The organism is Novosphingobium sp. 1529 (genome assembly GCF_040544855.1).
GTDB classification, from domain to species: domain Bacteria; phylum Pseudomonadota; class Alphaproteobacteria; order Sphingomonadales; family Sphingomonadaceae; genus Novosphingobium; species Novosphingobium capsulatum.
The window spans coordinates 473590-492538 of record NZ_JBEPKW010000001.1; the positions used below are offsets into that span (position 1 = coordinate 473590).

Annotated in this window: 14 protein-coding genes; 10 read left to right on the plus strand and 4 right to left on the minus strand. The window is 66.7% G+C overall.

What is annotated here, in order from left to right; all coding sequences use genetic code 11:
- Positions 1-45: 45 nt before the first annotated feature.
- The gene (locus ABIC78_RS02160) at positions 46-798 is read right to left on the minus strand and encodes a Crp/Fnr family transcriptional regulator (protein ID WP_354487550.1); all 753 of its coding nucleotides are present in this window, start codon (positions 796-798) and stop codon (positions 46-48) included.
- 293 nt (positions 799-1091) lie between these two features.
- Between ABIC78_RS02160 and ABIC78_RS02165 the strand changes: the two genes are divergently transcribed.
- Positions 1092-2012 carry an SDR family oxidoreductase gene (locus ABIC78_RS02165; protein ID WP_354487552.1) on the plus strand — a complete coding sequence of 307 codons (921 nt, stop codon included), beginning with the start codon at positions 1092-1094 and terminating at the stop codon, positions 2010-2012.
- 68 nt (positions 2013-2080) lie between these two features.
- Here ABIC78_RS02165 and ABIC78_RS02170 read toward each other — a convergent pair whose 3' ends face one another.
- Positions 2081-2734: a Crp/Fnr family transcriptional regulator gene (locus tag ABIC78_RS02170; protein WP_158441934.1), complete on the minus strand. Its 654-nt coding sequence runs from the start codon at positions 2732-2734 to the stop codon at positions 2081-2083.
- Positions 2735-3041: 307 nt separating this feature from the next.
- Between ABIC78_RS02170 and ABIC78_RS02175 the strand changes: the two genes are divergently transcribed.
- The 4 genes from ABIC78_RS02175 to ABIC78_RS02190 all read left to right on the plus strand — a co-directional run bounded on the left by ABIC78_RS02175 (position 3042) and on the right by ABIC78_RS02190 (position 6544).
- Entirely contained in the window at positions 3042-4520 is a 1479-nt protein-coding gene (locus ABIC78_RS02175; protein ID WP_237740973.1) for a hemerythrin domain-containing protein, read from the plus strand.
- 91 nt (positions 4521-4611) lie between these two features.
- Complete coding sequence (locus tag ABIC78_RS02180) at positions 4612-5607, plus strand: sensor histidine kinase (RefSeq protein WP_354487554.1); 996 nt, start codon at positions 4612-4614, stop codon at positions 5605-5607.
- 103 nt (positions 5608-5710) lie between these two features.
- Positions 5711-5920, plus strand: a complete 210-nt coding sequence (locus ABIC78_RS02185) for a hypothetical protein (protein ID WP_354487556.1) — start codon at positions 5711-5713, stop codon at positions 5918-5920.
- Between the two features lie 39 nt (positions 5921-5959).
- Complete coding sequence (locus ABIC78_RS02190; protein WP_354487558.1) at positions 5960-6544, plus strand: DUF4142 domain-containing protein; 585 nt, start codon at positions 5960-5962, stop codon at positions 6542-6544.
- An 86-nt stretch (positions 6545-6630) separates the two neighbouring features.
- Here ABIC78_RS02190 and ABIC78_RS02195 read toward each other — a convergent pair whose 3' ends face one another.
- Positions 6631-6924, minus strand: a complete 294-nt coding sequence (locus tag ABIC78_RS02195) for a hypothetical protein (RefSeq protein ID WP_354487560.1) — start codon at positions 6922-6924, stop codon at positions 6631-6633.
- Positions 6925-7053: 129 nt separating this feature from the next.
- Between ABIC78_RS02195 and ABIC78_RS02200 the strand changes: the two genes are divergently transcribed.
- The 5 genes from ABIC78_RS02200 (at position 7054) to ABIC78_RS02220 (ending at position 17086) form a co-directional block, all read left to right on the plus strand.
- Positions 7054-7857 carry a Crp/Fnr family transcriptional regulator gene (locus ABIC78_RS02200; protein ID WP_022675193.1) on the plus strand — a complete coding sequence of 268 codons (804 nt, stop codon included), beginning with the start codon at positions 7054-7056 and terminating at the stop codon, positions 7855-7857.
- A gap of 106 nt (positions 7858-7963) precedes the next feature.
- Positions 7964-9241: an efflux RND transporter periplasmic adaptor subunit gene (locus ABIC78_RS02205; protein ID WP_022675192.1), complete on the plus strand. Its 1278-nt coding sequence runs from the start codon at positions 7964-7966 to the stop codon at positions 9239-9241.
- Positions 9238-12402: an efflux RND transporter permease subunit gene (locus ABIC78_RS02210; protein ID WP_107716562.1), complete on the plus strand. Its 3165-nt coding sequence runs from the start codon at positions 9238-9240 to the stop codon at positions 12400-12402. Before ABIC78_RS02205 ends, ABIC78_RS02210 begins: the two co-directional genes overlap by 4 nt.
- Entirely contained in the window at positions 12399-15590 is a 3192-nt protein-coding gene (locus tag ABIC78_RS02215) for an efflux RND transporter permease subunit (protein WP_054130360.1), read from the plus strand. Before ABIC78_RS02210 ends, ABIC78_RS02215 begins: the two co-directional genes overlap by 4 nt.
- Positions 15590-17086: an efflux transporter outer membrane subunit gene (locus ABIC78_RS02220; protein WP_354487563.1), complete on the plus strand. Its 1497-nt coding sequence runs from the start codon at positions 15590-15592 to the stop codon at positions 17084-17086. Before ABIC78_RS02215 ends, ABIC78_RS02220 begins: the two co-directional genes overlap by 1 nt.
- Here the strand turns inward: ABIC78_RS02220 and ABIC78_RS02225 are convergent.
- Positions 17032-18696, minus strand: a complete 1665-nt coding sequence (locus ABIC78_RS02225; RefSeq protein ID WP_354487565.1) for a tannase/feruloyl esterase family alpha/beta hydrolase — start codon at positions 18694-18696, stop codon at positions 17032-17034. The two genes, ABIC78_RS02220 and ABIC78_RS02225, sit on opposite strands and share 55 nt — an antisense overlap.
- Between the last annotated feature and the right edge of the window lie 253 nt (positions 18697-18949).

Below are 18949 nucleotides of genomic sequence, written 5' to 3' on the forward strand. Positions count from 1 at the left end.
TCGCGCGGGAAAGCCGGCCCTGCCCTTTGGCAAGGCCGGCCTTTTTCATGGGCTCGGCGCGGCGCTGTGGTGGCCGTGCGGCTCAAGATAGGCTGGGTAAAACAGCGCATGCTGTGCCAAGGCCCGCAATTGCAGGATGCGCAGCACGCGGTTTTCCAGATCGATCAGGCCTTGCCGCCGCATGTCGCGCAACACGCGATTGACGTGCACCGGGGTCAACCCGGTCGCCTCGGCCAGTTCCACTTGCGTGACCGGAAAGGCAAAACCGTTGCCCTGGGCCAAACCGATGGCATGCAGGCGGTGATGCAATTCGCAGAACAGGTGGCCGATCCGCTCGAACGCGGCGCGCTGCCCCACGTTGACCAGCCACCGCCGCAAAACCGCCTCTGCCACGCGGTTTTGCAAGGCCAGCGCCGTGGCAATGGCGGGGTGGGCCTTGGCCACCGCCTCCAACGCGCTGGTCGGGATTGGTGCGATGATCGCCGGGGTCAGTGCCAGGATCGAAAAGTCCATGCGCGCCTCACCCAGCGGTTGCCACAGGATATCGCCGGGCAGATGGAATGCGGTGATCTGGCGGCGGCCATCGGGCAGCATCACCTGGTGGCACGCCCACCCTTCCAGCAGCACGTGCACGTGGCCGGGCCGGTCCCCCTCGCGCAGGAACTCGCGGCGCGCTGCTACGCGCCGACGCGGGACGGCGCAGAGCCGTTCCACCGCGCGCACGTCGTTCTCGTCCAGCGGAAAGCAGCATGACAGGCGCCGGGCCAGGGCATTGAGCGGCATCAAAGGTAGGCTCAAGGCAGATCGAAGGCGGTGATGCGCGTTTCGGCAGCAGTCACGGCGGCAGTCACGAGAGACATGGCGCAAGCGAAGCAGGGGTACACGCCAGAACGGGCATCGCAGTGGCGCGGCAACATCGCATCCTCAAACCTGGGGCGCGCCTTCCGCGCCGTCGGCAGCCTTATGAAATGACTGTCACATGCCCTTCTTCACATATGTAAAGCCTTGCCACCTTTTCTTGTTTTCGGGGTTTTTAAGGCATCCCGCGTGCGCCTCGCGTGCGCCTTATCCCCCTGCAAGGACCATCTTTCATGACCACGTCGCACCCCGCCAGCCTGGGCAAGCTGGGCGAGACCCCGCCCGAACACGAAGCCAATGCCGCCGATGCCCAGGCCGGCACCGCCGCCGCGCCCGATCGCCAGGGGCAGGAGCAGGCGCTGAACCGCGAACCGAAATGGCAGCCGGTCTATCCCGGCTCGGGACGCCTGGCTGGCAAGGTGGCGATCGTTACCGGTGGCGACAGCGGCATTGGCCGCGCGGTGGCCGCGCTGTTTGCCCGCGAGGGGGCCAACGTGGCGATCGTCTATCGCCAGGACAGCAAGGACGCCCAGGACACTGCCAAGATCGTCGCACAGGAAGGCGCAAGAGCGATCACCCTGCAGGGCGACGTGGGCGATCCCGCGTTCTGCCAGCATGCGGTGGACGCGGTCATCGATCGCTTTGGCCGGCTGGACGTGCTGGTCAACAATGCCGGTGAACAGCACCCGGCAAAGGACATTCGCGATATCACCCCGGAACAGCTGGATGCCACGTTCCGCACCAATATCTTTGGCATGTTCCACATGGTCCAGGCCGCAGTGGGCCAGCTTGGCGCCGGCAGCGCGATCATCAATTGCACCAGCGTGACGATGTACAAGGGCGCGCCCCAGTTGCTCGACTATAGCGCCACCAAGGGCGCGATCACGGCGTTTACCCGCTCGCTCAGCCAGAACCTAGTGGACAAGGGCATTCGCGTGAATGCCGTGGCACCCGGCCCGATCTGGACCCCGCTCAATCCCCAGGGCGGTGCTGATCCGGACAAGGTGCGCCACTTTGGCGAGGATACGCCGATGGGCCGGCCGGGCGAACCCAACGAAGTGGCGCCGGCGTTCCTGTTCCTGGCCTGTGCCGATGGCAGCTATATGAGCGGGCAGGTGCTTCACCCCAATGGCGGCACCGTGGTCAACGGCTGACCAGCCAGCGTGGCAATGTGCGTGGCCTGGCTGGAACGGCGCCCCCGTTCCAGCCAGGCCGTCCGGCCTCAGGCCGCGCGGGGCACGCGCGGTTCAGGGTCGAGCGGCACTTCACCCAGTCGCTTGAGCGCAACCAGATCGCGCACCTGCATCCACCGCCCCTTGAGATCGACCAACCCCTCGCCGCGCAGGGTCTGCAACACGCGGTTAACGTGGACCGGGGAAATACCGACGATATCGGCAAAGTCATACTGGGTCAGCGGCATGGCGCAGCGATCCTGCACCACGCGGTTGCGTGCGGCCAGCCGGCTGTGCAGCTCGCACAGCAGGTTGCACAGCCGCTCGGTCGCGGTCATCCGGCCCAGGTTGAAAATCCACTTTTCGCGGTTGCGCAGCAAGGCCAGCATGGCGTCGAGCACGCGGATCATGCTGTCTTCCTCGTGCGGCGCGCGGGCCTGGATGCGGCTGTGCGGTAGCATGCGCGCACGCACCCGCGTCAACGCCACGATCGGCAAGGTGGCGCGGCCTTGCAACAGCCATTGCGGCTCGCAATAGTCGCCGGGAAGAAACAGCGTGATGATCTGGCGCCGGCCATCGGGCAACAGGCGGTATTGCGCCGCCCAGCCTTCCTCGATGCGCAGCACGTAATCCTTGCGTTCGTCCGCGCGGGCCAGAAATTCGTGGCGACGGTATGTGCACACCTGGCTTGGCGCGCGGGTCATATCCTGCGTCATATCCTTTCCCCTGATTTGCGGCGTGATGCCTTTGGCGAATCAGCGGAAAATCTAGGTTCCATCCATTCCGGACAATTCACATAAGTTTGCTTTGGCCGTTCCCATCGACCAGCCGTGGCACCGGGCAGACCAACCGCATCTTGCCCCAAGAGACAGATTGCAAATTGCACACATGGGATAGCCGCGCGGACATTGTGCCCCGCTCGCACGCTTCTCCTTCCGCAACGGGCGCCAGCCGCCCTGCCGGGCTTGCCCTTCGGCAGTGCCCCAACCCCACGCGAAGGAGATCGGCCCGATGGCCAGCAACAGCACCCCTTCCCCTGCAACGCAGCCGGCGCAGACCGGGCAGGCCACCTCTGGCCAGGCTGCCGCATCATCGTCCGAAGCAGACAAGACCCACGCCGCCAAGACCGATACGGCAAAGGCAGGGGGCAAGGCGGTAAGCGGACGACGCGGACAGCGCGCCGCATCGCAGGGCAGCGCCGCGACCACCAGCAAGACCGCCCATGCCGACAAGAGCGCCGACAAGGGCTCCAATTCGAGCAGGGCCGATGGCGAGGCGATCCGCATGCTCCAGAAAGACCATCGCCAGGTCGAAAAGCTGTTCAAGGAGTTCGAGAGCGCCAGCGGCAGCCGCAAGGACGCGATCGTTACCGAGGTGTGCCAGGCGCTTACCCTGCACACCATGCTGGAAGAGGAAGTCTTCTATCCCGCCTGCCGCGCCGCAGCCGATGAAGACGACGATCTCGACGAAGCACAGGTGGAACACGACAGCGCCAAGGTGCTGATCGCCGACCTGGCACGCAGCGCCCGCGGCGATCCGTTCCGCGACGCCAAGTTCACGGTGCTGGCTGAGCAGATCCGGCATCATGTCAAGGAAGAGGAAGGCGACGACGGCATTTTCGCCCAGGCGCGCGAATCCGGCGTCGATACTCCCGAACTTGCAGCGCAGCTGAAAGAACTGCGCAGCGAACTGGAGGCCGAGGATCGGCTTCCGCCCCAGGCACCGGTTTCATTCGGCGCCTTTCCCAGGGCAAATGCCCACAATACCCAGGAGAGAACCATGGCAAGTTATCAAGGACGCGACAACGGCGATTATGGTCGGAGTGGCCGAGACGAGCGTGGCCGGTTCGCAGGTCAGGGCGGCCGCCGCAGCGAAGAAGATGACCGTCGCGGCGGACGCGGCAGCCAGGATCGCCCACGTGACGACGAAGGCCGCTTTATGAGCGATGATCGCGGCCGCTCGAGCCGGGGCCATGACGATGACGATCGCGACTATCGCAGCCGGGGCGCCAGCAGCCGGGGCCGCGATGACCGCGACGATGACCGGGCCAATGATCGCGGCGGGCGCGGACACGGCGGCTGGTTCGGCGACTCCCAGGGCCATTCGGAGGCTTCGCGCCGGGGCTGGGAACGGTCTGAACATGACGGCAGCGGCTGGTATGGCGATTCCCGTGGCCATTCCGAAGCCTCGCGCCGGGGCTGGGAAAATTCCGACCACGAAGGCAGCGGCTGGTATGGCGATCCGCGTGGTCATTCCGAAGCCTCGCGCAAGGGCTGGGACGATCGCGGCAGCGCGTCGCGCGGCGGCCGCCACGACGATGACGACGGGCGCCGCAGCAGCCGGGGCCGCGACGACCATGACGACGATCGGGGCCGCTCGCGCCGCATGAGCCACGATGATGATGACCGCGATCGCGGCCACGGCGGCTGGTTCGGCGATTCCCGCGGCCATTCGGAAGCATCGCGCAGGGGGTGGGAAGGCCGCCACTGATGCCACTTGCTTCCAGACGGACCGGCCCCTTCACGGGGCCGGTCTTGTGCCTGTCTAACAAGCGCCGCGGCTTTCCTGACAAGGCGCGCCGGTGACGCGGATCGAAGCGGTTCGCCGCACCATTTTGCTCGATCTCACCCCATGGCAAAGGCTGTCAGGCATTGCCGTGGCGATCGCCGTGCCTGCTACCTTGCGCTGGGCATTGGGGCAGGCAGGCGAGGCAGTGCCGTTTGCGCCGTTCTTTCCGTTCGTGCTGCTGGCGGCGGTGTTCATGGGCTGGCGCGCCGCGCTGGTCGTGGCGATCACCACCACGCTACTGGTGGAATGGGTGTTCCGTGGCGGCAGCCCATCCCTGCTCGATCCCCACCGCCTGACGCTGGCGCTGCTGATCGCGCTGGCCAACCTGGCGCTGATTGCCGTGGGCGACACGCTCCGCCGCACGGTGCGCCAGCTCGATGCCCTGGCGCGCGAACAGGATATCGTCGCACGCGAGATGTATCATCGCGTGCAGAACGCGCTTGGCGTGGTCCAGGCGCTGATCCGCGTATCGCACGCCGGCGATGATACCGAACGGTTCCGCCAGGATCTTTTGGCCCGGGTGCAGGCGCTGGCCAATGCCAACCGCCTGCTCGATAGCCCACCGGGAAACACCAACGGCGCACAGCGTCGCAGCGTGACCGAGGCGCGGCAACCTGCCGATGGCGCGGGGCTGAACCTGGCGCAACTGGTGCGCACCGCGATCGCCCCGTTTCACAAGGACGATGCGTTCCACATCGAAGGCCCGCCCTTCCTGATCGAGCGCGAGCCCGCGTATCATCTGCTGCTGGTGCTGCATGAATTGTGCACCAATGCGCTCAAGCACGGCGCGCTGTCTGATCCGCGTGGGCGGGTGAGCATCGGCTGGAGCGCCGATGGCGTGCTGCTGTGGCGCGAGAATGGCGGGCCGCCGGTGCTGCCGCCCAGTCGCCAGGGCCTGGGCACGCGGATGTTCGCGCGCCAGCAGCACTGGACACTGGAACGCGATTTCGCGCCCAGCGGCCTGACGTGCCGCATCGCGCTGCGCGCCCGCGCCACAGTGCGGCGCTGATCGGCGACGCCGGCGGCGGCGCGATTGCACTTACCCATGTTGGGGGCGAGCAACATACCATTACGGTCAGGGCTTGTTGGTACATCCTCCCAGGAGTTCCAAGATGACCCAGCCCCAGCCCACCTGCGCGGTTGCCATGCCCGCCCTGCCCCGCCCGACGACGCCCCGCCCGACTACGCACCGCCCGACCACGCCCGTGCCGCTGCATCCCTGGCAGGAACGGCTGCCCGACCCGGATCTGCGGCCGCGCCTTTTGCCCGGCAGCGTCAGCCCGCAAGCCATTCGCGTGCCGCCCTCGCCCAGCCGGCATTGACGGCCGGATCAGCGAGACTGCCCCAAAGGAGAGAGTATCATGCCCAGATTTCCATTCGCGCCGGTGGCTGCCTGTGCCATGCTGCTGCCCTCGCTTGCTACGGCGCAGGGCCTGGCCCCAACCCAGCCGACGGCACCCCCATCGCCTGCCGACACCATGGCGCCGCTTGACGCGCCGACCTACCTGGCCAAGGCCGCCGCGGGCGACCGGTTCGAGATCGAATCCTCCCGCCTGATCCTGGCCAAGTCCCCCAGCGCCAAGGTGGCAAGCTTTGCCCGGATGATGATTGCCGACCATACGCATTCCACCGCGCGGCTCTCCCAGGCGGCGCGCCAGGATGGCTTGGCCATGCCGGCACCGGCGCTCGATTACACCCAGGCGGCCGCGCTCGACGGGTTGCGCCAGGCGCAGGGGGAGACAGCGCAGAACGTGTACCTGGCTGCGCAACGCGATGCCCACACGGCGGCACTGGCGCTGCATCGCGCCTATGCCGACAAGGGCGACAAACCGGCCTTGCGAGCGGCCGCCAACGCCATCGCGCCAGTGGTAGGCCGCCATGCCGACATGCTGGCCCAGATCGGCGGGCAGGAAGCCCAGGCGCCAGACAGCTCACGCGGGCGCTGAGCGCGAACGAGCAACGTCGGTTGAACGCGGCCCGGGAAAGCCTTCCCGGGCCGTTTCCGCCGCGTCGGCTTCGGATGCAGAGACGCCTATGCCGCGCTTTCCGGCCCGTCGATTCCTTCCTTGCCATGGCTGCCCGGTGGCAGCGGGATGGGATCGGGCACCGGTTCATCGATCGGCACCTCGGTCGGCGGCGGCGCGCCTACCCCGCCGGTGCCGCCGGTAAGCTGGCCGGGGTTGTCGCGTTCTTCCTCATGCGAGGATTGTTGGCCGGAACGCTGATCGGAATGGGCAATGGGCGCCGCGCACCGTGCGCGGGGGGATGGCGGGCTGGGGTGCAGAACGATCGGCCATGGGTAGATATCCTTTTGCGGGCAGGCCATTAAAACCCCGCAGCACGCCCATAGGGCACGCATCACAACCTGTGATGAGATGGGGAACCACTGGGGCGATGGGGTGTTGCGATAGGCATCGGGGAAGGTGTTCCCCGGCCGATTGCAGAACAGGCCAGCATGAATCCCCTTCAGGCCAAATTTGCGCGCTACGTCGAACTGGACCTTCAGGCCCGGACGCAGATCGACGGCCTGTTGCGCAGCGAAGGGCGGCTGGTTCCGGCTGGAGCCGACCTGATCCGCGAAGGCGAGCCGATCCATTTCGTCAAGCTGGTCATCGATGGCTGGGGCTGTCGCTACAAACTGCTGGAGGATGGCCGGCGCCAGGTCGTGGCGTTCCTGCTGCCGGGAGACTTGTGCAATCCCGATGCCTTGGCGGCCGAGGCAATGGACCATTCGATCGGCGCGCTCAATGACATGCACTGCGCGCTGATTGCGCCCGAAGTGTTCGATCGCGCCTGCCTGCGCTCGCACTGCCTGCGCCAGGCCATGGCGTTTGATGCCTGCGCCATGCTGGGCATGCAGCGCGAATGGACACTCAACCTTGCCGCGCGCCCGGCCCTGGCACGGATCGGCGCCTTGCTATGCGAGTTGCACTATCGGCTGGCAGCCCTGGGCCTGGCAGCAGACGGGCGCTTTGCCACCCCGCTCACCCAGGTGACCCTGGCCGAAGCCACCGGCATGACATCGGTTCACGTCAACCGCGTGGTGCAGGATCTGCGCGGGCGCGGCCTGCTGCATTGGCACGGGCGCCATATCACCCTGCCCGATCCGGATCGGCTGGCCCAGCTCTCCGGCTTTTCTCCGCGTTATTTGCACATGAATCGCTTTGCGCCGGGAACCTTTGCGGGCGATCCCGACTTGGCTGCGAAATCGCCGCGCGTTCCGCCCAGAACCGAAAGTAAGATCGCCGGGGCAATCTGATACAACTTGGGAAACAAGACAGCTTGCACCGCGCGGGGCCATGGCGGAAGAACGCGAGAACTCGATCCGGGACTATCGAGTCGCAGGGCATGCAAGGGTTTGCTAGATGAACGCTGACGAAGCGAGTACACCTGTTTCTCCGGATCACGTAACGTCCGAACATCCCCCCCGCAGCAGCCGCAAGCGCACGCTTCTGATCGCCCTGGCGATCATTGCCGTGTTCGTGGTGGTTGCCCTGGGTGCTCGATGGGTGGCCAAGAGCGGCGGAGACAAGCGCGGCGGGCGTCCGCCGGCAGCGGTGAACATCGCGCCGGCGACCAAGGCCGACATGCCGGTGACGGTGGCCGCGCTGGGAACGGTGCAGCCGCTGGTTACCGCCACGGTGCGCACGCAGCTGTCAGGCGTGCTGTTCAAGATCATGTTCCAGGAAGGGCAGATGGTCCGCCAGGGCCAGGTGCTCGCCCAGATCGATCCCCGCCCCTATCGCCTGGCGCTGGAACAGGCCCGCGCCAATCTGGCGCGTGACGAGGCACAGCTGACGTCGGCACGGCTCGATCTCAATCGCTATCAGACCCTGCTCAAGCAGGACTCGATCGCCAGCCAGCAGGTCGATACCCAGCGCGCCACGGTGGGGCAACTGGTCGGCACCGTGGCAGCCGATCGCGCCGCCATCGGCACGGCCGCGCTCAACCTGGACTACACCGCGATCAAGGCGCCGATTTCGGGCCGCGTCGGCATTCGCCAGGTCGATATCGGCAACTACCTGACGCCATCGGACACCAACGGTGTGGTGATCATCACCCAGGTCGATCCGATCGACGTGAGCTTTGCCCTGCCCCAGGCGCAACTTTCCGCCATCGGGCAGACCGCCGGCGCAGGCAGTGGCCTGCCGGTTGACGCCAACGATCAGAATAACGGCAATCGCCTGGCCACCGGCCGCTTCCTGACGTTCGACAACCAGGTCGATGCCACCACCGGCACGGTCAAGGCCAAGGCCCGCTTTGCCAATGCCGGCAATGTTTTGTTCCCCGGCGCCTTCGTCAACGTGTCGATGCTGGTTCAGACGCTGCATGACGTGGTGACCGTACCGGTCAGCGCGGTGCGCCACGGCAGCCAGGGCGATTTCGTCTTCGTGGTAAAGCCCGACAACACGGTCAAGCTCACCGTGGTCAAGACCGGTCCCTCTTCTGGTGACAAGCTGGCGATCCTTTCGGGCCTGACGGCCGGCACCCAGGTGGTGATCGAAGGCGCTGATGGCCTGGAAGACGGCGCCAGCATCAACAAGGGTGGCAAGCGCGGCGGTGGCCAAGGTAATGGCGGCGCAGGCGGCCAAGGTGGCAATGGCCATCACCGCCGCGGCGCCAATGCCGGAAACGCGGGATGAGCACGTCCGATCTGCCTGAGCAGGCCCCTGCCCAACCCGGCGGGCCATCCCGGCTGTTCATCCTGCGCCCGGTGGCGACCACGCTGTTGATGGTGGCGATCCTGCTGGCGGGCCTGGTGGCCTATCGCATGCTGCCGCTCTCGGCCCTGCCCGAGGTCGACTATCCGACGATCCAGGTCACCACGCTCTATCCCGGCGCCAGCCCCGATGTGATGGCGCTGACCGTCACGTCACCGCTGGAGCGCCAGTTCGGGCAGATGCCCGGGCTGACACGGATGACCTCGGCCTCTTCGGCCGGGGCATCGGTGATCACCATGCAGTTCCGCCTCGATCTGTCGCTCGATATCGCCGAGCAGGAAGTACAGGCGGCCATCAACGCAGCCAATACGCTGCTGCCCACCGATCTTCCCGCGCCGCCGATCTATGCCAAGGTCAACCCGGCCGATGCGCCGATCCTGACGCTGGGCATCACCTCGAAAAGCCGGCCGCTGGGCGAAGTGCAAGGCATTGTCGAACGCCAGTTCAGCAACAAGATCGCCCAGGTTTCGGGCGTGGGCCTGGTGTCCATGTCGGGCGGGCAGCGCCCCGCCGTGCGCATCCAGGCCAATGTGCCCGCGCTGGCCGCGCGCGGCCTGTCGCTGGAATCGATCCGCAGCGCGATTGCCAATGCCAATGCCAACGCCGCCAAGGGCAGCTTTGACGGCCCGACCAAAAGCTGGACGATCGACGCCAACGACCAGTTGGGCGATGCCGCCAGCTATCGCAACCTGGTCGTCGCCTTTGCCAATGGCGCGCCGGTGCGGCTGTCGGATGTGGCGCAAGTGGTCCAGGCCACGGAAAACACGCGCATCGCCTCGTGGATGAATGGCCAGCCGGCGGTCGTGCTCGATGTGCAGCGCCAGCCCGGTGCCAACGTGATCGGCACGGTCGACGCGATCAAGGCATCCCTGCCCGAGCTTGAGGCGCAGTTGCCGGCCGACGTGCACGTGACCGTGCTGACCGACCGCACCGCTGGCATCCGCGCCTCGGTGTCCGATGTGCGCACGGAACTTGTCCTGGCCGTGGTGCTCGTCACGCTGGTGATCTTCCTGTTCCTGGGGTCGCTGCGCGCCACGGTGGTGGCTAGCATTGCTGTGCCGCTCTCGCTGGTCGGCTCGTTTGCAGCGATGTATTTCCTCGATTTCTCGATCAACAACCTCACGCTGATGTCGCTGACCATCGCCTCGGGGTTCGTGGTTGACGATGCCATCGTCGTGCTGGAAAACATCGCGCGCCATATCGAAGACGGGATGCGCCCATTCGAGGCTGCGCTCAAAGGGGCAAGCGAGATCGGCTTTACGATCATCTCGCTGACCGTCTCACTGATCGCCGTATTGATCCCGCTGCTGTTCATGGGCGACGTGGTTGGCCGCCTGTTCCGCGAATTTGCCGTGACCCTGGCGGTGACGATCCTGATCTCGGCACTCGTCGCGCTCACGCTCGTGCCAATGCTGTCGGCGCGCTGGCTCAAGCCCGAGCATGAAGAGCGCCAGTATCGCGTGACGCAGGCCACCCGCAACTGGTTCGACCGCCTCGCCGCCCGCTACATGACCGCGCTCGATTGGGTCATGGCGCGCAGCGGGCTGACCATGGCGGTGTTTGCCGGCACGCTTGCGGTGACGGCGCTGCTGTTCTGGATCATCCCCAAGGACCTCTTTCCCGAACAGGATACCGGCCAGATCGCAGTGACGACCGTGGCCGGGCAGGACATCGGCTATACCCGCATGACCCAGCTGCAAAGCCAGGTGGCGCAGGCGCTGCTGGCCGATCCGGCGGTCGACAGCCTCAGTTCCTCGGTCGGGGTCGATGGGCAGAACCCCACGCTTTCGCAGGGGCGCATGGTCGTCAACCTCAAGAGCGAGGGCGATCGCGGCAATCTTGCCCATGTGATCGACAGCCTGACCCAGGCGACCAGTGGGATCGTGGGGATCAAGACCTACTTCCGCCCGGTGCAGGATCTCACCATCGACACCTCCACCGGGGTCAATGCCTATCGCTTCTCGCTGCAAGGCGCGGACGAAGCAGTGGTCAACCAGTGGGGCGAAAAGCTGGCGGCGGCGCTCAAGGACGACGCGCATCTGCAAAACGTCACGTCCAACGTGATGGGCGGCGGCCAGGCAGTGACGGTGAATATCAACCGCGATATCGCCGGGCGTCTGGGCCTCTCGGTGCTGACGATCGACAACGCGCTCTACGATGCCTTTGGCCAGCGCATCGTTTCGACCATCTACACCCAGTCGAGCCAGAACCGCGTGATCCTGGAAGCGCAGCCTGGCTCGGTCACCAGCCCGCAGGCGCTGGGTGACCTGCGCATTCCGCTGCCGGGCGGCACCACCGTGCCGCTTTCGACCATCGCCACGATCACGACCGGGCCCACCGCGCTCGTCGTCTCGCGCGAGGCGCAGTTCCCCTCGGCCACGATCGGGTTCGATCTGGCGCCGGGCGTGTCGCTGGGCAAGGCGGTCTCGGTGATCGAACATGCCGAGCAGACCATTGGCATGCCCGCCGCGGTATCGACCAATTTTGCCGGCGCTGCCTCGGCCTTCAAATCGTCGCTCTCGAACGAGTTGTGGCTGATCCTGGCCGCGATCGTGGTGGTCTACATCGTGCTGGGCGTGCTCTATGAAAGCTTCGTCCACCCGATCACGATCCTTTCGACGCTGCCATCGGCCGGGATCGGCGCGCTGCTCGGCCTGTGGCTGACTGGATCGGGGCTGGGCGTGATCGGCATCATCGGCATCGTGCTGCTGATCGGCATCGTCAAGAAGAACGCGATCATGATGATCGACTTCGCGCTCGAGGCGATGCGCGAGGAAGGCGCCGATCCGTCGCACGCCATCCGCCAGGCCGCGCTGCTGCGCTTCCGCCCGATCATGATGACCACGTTCGCCGCGCTGTTTGCCGCATTGCCGCTGATCTTTGGCGGCGGCATGGGGCACGAATTGCGCCAGCCGCTGGGCATCGCCATCGCCGGCGGCCTGATCTTCAGCCAGGTGCTGACGCTGTTCACCACGCCGGTGATTTTCCTGGGCCTTGAACGCTGGCGCGAGCGGCGCGAAACCGCGCGCGGGGCCGCAACGCCGTCCCAGGAACCGAGCACCCAGGAACCGGGCCGCGCATGAACGTTTCCGCGCCTTTCATCCGGCGCCCGGTCGGCACCCTCCTGCTCACCATCGGGTTGATGCTGGCGGGCGTGGCGGCGTTCTTCAACCTGCCGGTGGCGCCGCTGCCGGCGGTCGATTTCCCCACGATCATGGTCCAGGCCAACCTGCCTGGCGCCAGCCCTTCGACGATGGCGGCAAGCGTCGCCGCCCCGTTGGAGCGGCATCTGGGGACCATTGCCGGGGTCAGCGAAATGACCTCGCGATCGGGCGTGGGGTCAACCCAGATCACCCTGCAGTTTGATCTGTCGCGCAATATCGACGGCGCCGCGCGCGATGTGCAGGCCGCGATCAACGCCTCGCGCGCCGATCTGCCGGCCACGCTCAAAAGCAATCCCAGCTATCGCAAGGCCAACCCGGCCGAAGCGCCGGTGCTGATCCTCGCGCTCACTTCCGATACCCGCAGCCCGTCCGAAATCTATGATGCGGTGTCCAACGTGGTGCAGCAAAAGCTGCTCCAAGTGCAGGGCGTGGGCAATGTCGAGCTGGGCGGCGCGGCGCTGCCCTCGGTGCGGATCGAGGTAAACCCGCTGGCCCTGTCGCGGGCCGGTATCGCGCTCGAAGACGTGCGCACCGCGCTCCAGTCGGAAAGCGCCAACCGTCCGCGTGGCGTGCTCGATACCGGCAACGGCAGTTTCCAGGTCTATTCCAACCAGGCCGGCCGCCACGCCGCCGATTACCGCGATACCGTGATCGCCTGGCGCAATGGCGCCGCCGTGCGCCTGTCTGACATCGCCACTGTCACCGATGGCCCGGAAGACATTCGGACGATCGGCCTGTTCAACGGCAAGCGCGCCGTGCCGATCCTGATCAGCCGCCAGCCCGGCGCCAACATCGTGGAAACGGTCGATGCGCTCAAGGCGCAACTGCCGGCGCTGCAGGCCGCCCTGCCGCCCGATATCCACCTGTCGATCGGATCGGACCGCACCCGCACGATCCGCGCCTCCCTGCACGAGGTGGAAGTGACGCTGCTGATCGCCACGCTGCTGGTGGTGCTGGTGGTGGGCCTGTTCCTGCAATCGTGGCGCGCCACGCTGATCCCGGCCGCGGCGGTGATTGCCTCGCTGCTCGGCACGCTGGGCGTCATGTACCTGGCGGGCTTCTCGCTCGACAATCTCTCGCTCATGGCCTTGACCGTGGCGACAGGCTTCGTGGTCGACGATGCCATCGTGGTGGTGGAGAACATCAGCCGCCATGTGGAACATGGCATGTCGCCGCTATCCGCCGCGCTCAAGGGTGCGCGCGAGGTGGGCTTTACCGTGCTGTCCATCTCGGTCAGCCTGGTGGCGGTGTTCGTGCCGCTGATTTTCATGGGTGGCCTGGTCGGCCGCCTGTTCCGCGAATTTGCCCTGACCATGTCGGTTGCCGTGGCGATCAGCCTGGTCGTGTCGCTCACCACCACGCCGATGCTTGCCGCGCGCCTGCTCGATGGCCGCGAAAGCGACAGCCGGGTGATGCGCACGGCCAAGCGCTGGGTTGAATGGTCCGAAGCGCGCTATGCCCGCAACCTCGATTGGGCGCTGGCGCATCGTGGGCTGGTCATGCTGGTCCTGGTGCTGACCGTGGCGCTCAATGTCTGGCTGATCGCCATCGCGCCCAAGGGCTTCTTCCCGCAGCAGGATACCGGCGGCCTGATGGGCGGCGTACGCGCCGACCAGTCGATCTCGTTCTCAGACCTGCAGGACAAGCTCACGCGCATTACCCGGATCGTCAAATCCGATCCCGCGGTCGATACCGTGGTCTCGTTTGCCGGCGGTTCGCGCGCGGGTGGTGGCTTCCTGTTCGCCACGCTCAAAGACCGCTCGCAACGCCCGCCGGTCAACGAGGTGATCGGGCGTCTGCGGCCCAAGCTGGCGCGCGTGCGCGGGGTCAGCCTGTTCCTCAATCCGGTGCAGGACCTCCAGGCCGGTGGGCGGCAGACCAACAGCACCTATCAATACGTGCTCAAGGCCGATCACGCCGCCGTGTTGCAGGCCGCCGGGCAAAAGCTGGTCGATGCGCTCAAGACGCATCCGGACCTCATCACCGACGTCGATATCGACCAGCAGGATGCCGGCGCCGACGCCTTTGTCGAGGTGGACCGCGATGCCGCCGCGCGGCTGGGCATCCCGATGCAGACGGTCGATGCCACGCTCTACGATGCCTTTGGCCAGCGCCAGGTTGCCAACATCTATTCCGGCCTCAACCAGTATCACGTGGTGATGGAGGCCGATCGCCAGTTCAACGGCTCGCCCGAGGCGCTCAACAACATCTACCTGCCGGTGGCCGGCGCGATCAGTTCGGCCAGTTCCGCGGCCAATCTCACCGGATCGGGCGGCGCGGCGGCCGGCGGCGCATTGGTTGCCAGCGGCAGCGCGGTCAGCACCACGGCCCGCACGATGACGCCGCTTTCGGCGATCGCACGGTGGAGCACGGGATCGACCGACGCGCAGGTCAGCCACTCTGATGGCGAGCCTTCGGCGACGATCTCGTTCAACCTGCCACAGGGCGTGTCGCTGGGCCAGGCCTCGCAACTGATCGCGCAGGTGCAGGCGAGCCTGGCCTTGCCCGCCACGGTCCACGGCGAATTCGGTGGCACGGCCAAGGTCTTTGCCCAGTCCACCGCCAGCATGCCGCTGCTGATCCTGGCGGCGCTGGTGGCGATCTACATCGTGCTCGGCATCCTCTATGAAAGCGCGATCCACCCGCTCACCGCGCTGTCCACCATCCCCTCGGCCGGGGTTGGCGCGATGATCGCCCTGATCGCCAGCGGCGGCCAGTTCGACATCATTGCCCTGATCGGCATCATCCTGCTGATCGGTATCGTGAAGAAGAACGCGATCATGATCATCGATTTCGCGCTGGAGGCAGAGCGGAACGAAGGTCTTTCCCCGGTAGAGGCCGTGCGCGAGGCCTGCCTCAAGCGCTTCCGCCCGATCCTGATGACCACGATGGCCGCCGCGCTGGGCGCGTTGCCGCTGGCCATCGGCTTTGGTGATGGCGCCGAACTGCGCCGCCCGCTCGGCATCGCCATTTTCGGCGGCCTGGTCGCCAGCCAGGTGCTGACCTTGATGACCACGCCGGTGGTCTATCTCGCGCTCGACCGCTTCCGCCGCCGCCGTCCACGCCGCGCGGCCCCGCCGGCCCCGATCCAAGGAGTACCCGCCTGATGCGCGCGCCCCTCTCCCGCTTTTCCGCGCTCGTCATTCCCGGCATGGCGCTGCCGCTGGTCCTGGCCGGCTGCTCGATGGCGCCAGCCTATCGCCCGCCCGCCACGGTGGCGATCCCGCCACAGTTCAAGGAAGAGCCCGGCTGGGCCGTGGCTACGCCCTCGGATGCGGTGGCGCGCGGGGCGTGGTGGGATCTGTTCCGCGATCCCGTGCTCGATAGCCTGGAACAGAAGGTAGCGGTCACCAACCAGAACGTGGCCAGCTATCGCGCTGCCTACCAGGCAGCACGGGCGCTGGTGCAGGTGCAGCGTTCGGCGCTGTTCCCCTCGCTTACCGCGTCTGCCAGCGGCACCCGCTCGCAGGATTTCGCCGGCCAGAACGTGACCGGTGGCACTGGGGTTTCGACCACCACCACCGGCGCCACCGTCTCGCGCTATTCCCTCTCGATCGGTGCGAGTTGGGAGCCTGATCTGTGGGGGCGGCTGGGCAACACGGTGAACCAGGCCAAGGCCAGCGCCCAGGCAAGCGAAGGCGATCTGGCCAATGCCACGCTGTCTGCGCAAGGGGAACTCGCCACCAACTATGTCCAGTTGCGTGGCATCGATGCGCAGCGCGTGCTGCTCGATCGCACCGTGGCCGATTATACCCGCGCCCTGGCCATCACCACCAACAAGTACAAGGCCGGCACAGTGTCCCACGCCGACGTGTTCGAGGCGCAGACCACGCTGAGCAACGCGCAGGCCACCCGCGCCGATCTCGATCGCCAGCGCGCCGTGCTCGAACACGCGATTGCCGTGCTGGTGGGCGAAAACCCGTCGACCTTTGCCCTTCCGGCAGTCGACTGGCAGCCGGTCGTGCCGGAAATCCCGGCCCAGGTGCCGGCCGCCCTGCTGCAGCGCCGCCCCGACATTGCCGCCGCCGAACGCCGCGTGGCGGCCGCCAATGCCAATGTCGGCATCCAGAAGGCGGCCTATTTCCCGCAAGTCACGCTGTCCAGCAGCGTGGGCACCAACAGCAGCGTGATCAGCCAGCTGTTCCGCGCCGCCACCAGCCTGTGGTCGCTGGGCTTGAGCGGGGCAATGACGCTGCTCGATTTCGGGGCGCGGCATGGCGCCGTGGTCCAGGCCCGCGCGCAGTATGATCAGACTGTGGCAACCTATCGCCAGACGGTGCTGGCCGCGTTCCAGCAGGTGGAAGACAACCTGGCCGGAACACGCGTGCTGGCGCAAGTGGCGCAGCGCCGGGCAGAGGCGACCGTTTCGGCGAGCCAGGCCGAAACCATTGCCAACAACCAGTATCGCAACGGCATCGTCGATTACACCTCGGTCATCACCGCGCAAACCGCAGCGCTGTCGGCGCGACAGACCGAAATCCAGTCGGTGATCGATCGCCAGACTGCCGCCATCGCCCTGGCCCAGGCCGTGGGCGGGCGGTGGAGCGATCAGCCTCCCGCTGCCGCCGCTGCTCCTGCCACGGGCGCTTCGGCGCAGGAATAGCTTTCGGCGCGATCGGGATCGCCGCCGTTGTAGCGGGCATACCCCGGCCAAGGGCATAGCGGCCGTGCCGCGATGCCCTGGCTGCGCGTGGCGACGACGGCTGCGGGCGCCTCGCCGCGCTCCACCCAATCGACCACCGCGCCAAGCAGGTCGAAGCGGTCAAACGCATCGCCGCCTTGGCAATGGGCCATGCCCGGCACCATGTAGAACCGGCTGGACTGCGCCCAGGCCGCGCCGTTGGTCTTGCCCGCGCGCTTCCAGTAATCCAGCGTGTCGAGCGCCGAAAACCACGGATCGCTGACCCCATGATAGAACAGCACTTTGCCCTGGTGGCCCAGGAACGAGCCGAGATCGGTCCAGCCGTCGGTGTCGGTCAGTGCCTGCATCCAATCGGCGCGGATCGCGGCGGCGCGCGCATCCAGATCTACCGTGAGATCGCGGTTGGGCGGGCCGAGGATGTCGGTGCGGCCATCGGCGATATAGCCCGATACCGGCGCTGACGTATCGACCACGCCGGTGTCAAAGGGCACCGGCGCATAGAGCGCGCGGCCGGCCGCATCGCGCGGGCCGGCAAAGGCGCGGTCCAGCGCCTCCACCTGCGGCGCGCTGAGGCAGCCATCCTGCTTGTCGGCGTGGCACTGCAACGCGGCCGGGCGAAAATGGCACTGCGCCACGGCCATGATCATGCCATCCACCCGACCATCCAGGCCATCGCACTGTGCCAGCAGACCGGCGCGGATGGTCTGGCGGTCGGCGGCGGAAAAGGCCTTGTCCGGCAGCGGCAGCCCCTGCCCATCGCGCGGCGCGGCCTGGTTGAACATGACCTTGGCGTAGGTGGTGCCCAGGTTGGAAAAGCCGGTGCGCATTGCCGGCGCGCCGATCACCAGCCCATCGAACAGCGCGGGATAGCGCTCCATCGCCAACATCGTCTCGCGCCCGCCGGTGGAGCAGCCCGCCATATAGCTGTGCGCCGGCGCGCGGCCATAGAACCGCGTGGCAATCGCCTTGCCCAATTGCGCCACCGCCGGAACCGCCGCCTGGGCAAAATCGAGCGTCGCGCGCTGGTCGGTGCGAAACGAGGCGTCGAACACCGCGCCCTGGTGCCCGCTATCGTGGCTGGCAACGGCAAAGCCCCGCGCCAGGGCCGGAACCGCGCCTGCCGCAGCGCCCCCCACCGCCGGGCGGACCGAGCCATTGAGGCCACCGCCGCCCTGCAACAGAAAGCGGCCGTTCCACGCCAGCGGCAGGTTCACTTCAAAGCGGATGCCATAGGCGCGGCCATCGGCCCCTTTGCGCGGATCGATGACCCCGCTTACCTTGCAATAGGCAGGCAACGCCGGCTGCGCCTCTCCCTGTGCACCCTGCCCTGCCGCGCTTGGCGGCACGACCTGCGCGGCCATGATCTGCACCGGGCGCCCGCCATCGGCCGGAGCAAAGCGCATACCCGCCATCAGCGGGCAACGCTGCGCCAGGCCCGACCCAGATGCCGGTGGAACCGATGTTGCCCCGCGCGCCTGCGCCAGGCCGGGCACGGCGAGCAAGCCAACCAGCACTGCTCCGGGAATGGCTGCCTGCACCACGCGGCGGCGCTTGCTCTGCTTGACCATCATCGTCCTCTCCCGCCTGCGTCGTGATCATCACAATCGTTAGGGCATCGAACTTGTTCTTTTCACGGAAAGACCAGGTGTTCAAGCCCTTGCGCACCGCCGCTATTATTGTTGCAGCGCAGCGCAATATTACAATCCAAGCCGGGTTTGCGGGACGGCCGATTGCAATATCTGCCGAAATGTCTAAGGTTTGACACGGGACCACAACTTTTGCTGTGCATTTAGTTTCATTTGCACCGCAATAATGGGGGGCGGT

Coding starts and splice junctions, on each gene's coding strand:
- ABIC78_RS02205 (WP_022675192.1), top strand. CDS start 7,964: ATGAACGCTGACGAAGCGAGTACACCTGTTTCTCCGGATCACGTAACG.
- ABIC78_RS02170 (WP_158441934.1), bottom strand. CDS start 2,734: ATGACCCGCGCGCCAAGCCAGGTGTGCACATACCGTCGCCACGAATTT.
- ABIC78_RS02185 (WP_354487556.1), top strand. CDS start 5,711: ATGACCCAGCCCCAGCCCACCTGCGCGGTTGCCATGCCCGCCCTGCCC.
- ABIC78_RS02195 (WP_354487560.1), bottom strand. CDS start 6,924: ATGGCCTGCCCGCAAAAGGATATCTACCCATGGCCGATCGTTCTGCAC.
- ABIC78_RS02225 (WP_354487565.1), bottom strand. CDS start 18,696: ATGATGGTCAAGCAGAGCAAGCGCCGCCGCGTGGTGCAGGCAGCCATT.
- ABIC78_RS02210 (WP_107716562.1), top strand. CDS start 9,238: ATGAGCACGTCCGATCTGCCTGAGCAGGCCCCTGCCCAACCCGGCGGG.
- ABIC78_RS02165 (WP_354487552.1), top strand. CDS start 1,092: ATGACCACGTCGCACCCCGCCAGCCTGGGCAAGCTGGGCGAGACCCCG.
- ABIC78_RS02190 (WP_354487558.1), top strand. CDS start 5,960: ATGCCCAGATTTCCATTCGCGCCGGTGGCTGCCTGTGCCATGCTGCTG.
- ABIC78_RS02175 (WP_237740973.1), top strand. CDS start 3,042: ATGGCCAGCAACAGCACCCCTTCCCCTGCAACGCAGCCGGCGCAGACC.
- ABIC78_RS02220 (WP_354487563.1), top strand. CDS start 15,590: ATGCGCGCGCCCCTCTCCCGCTTTTCCGCGCTCGTCATTCCCGGCATG.
- ABIC78_RS02200 (WP_022675193.1), top strand. CDS start 7,054: ATGAATCCCCTTCAGGCCAAATTTGCGCGCTACGTCGAACTGGACCTT.
- ABIC78_RS02215 (WP_054130360.1), top strand. CDS start 12,399: ATGAACGTTTCCGCGCCTTTCATCCGGCGCCCGGTCGGCACCCTCCTG.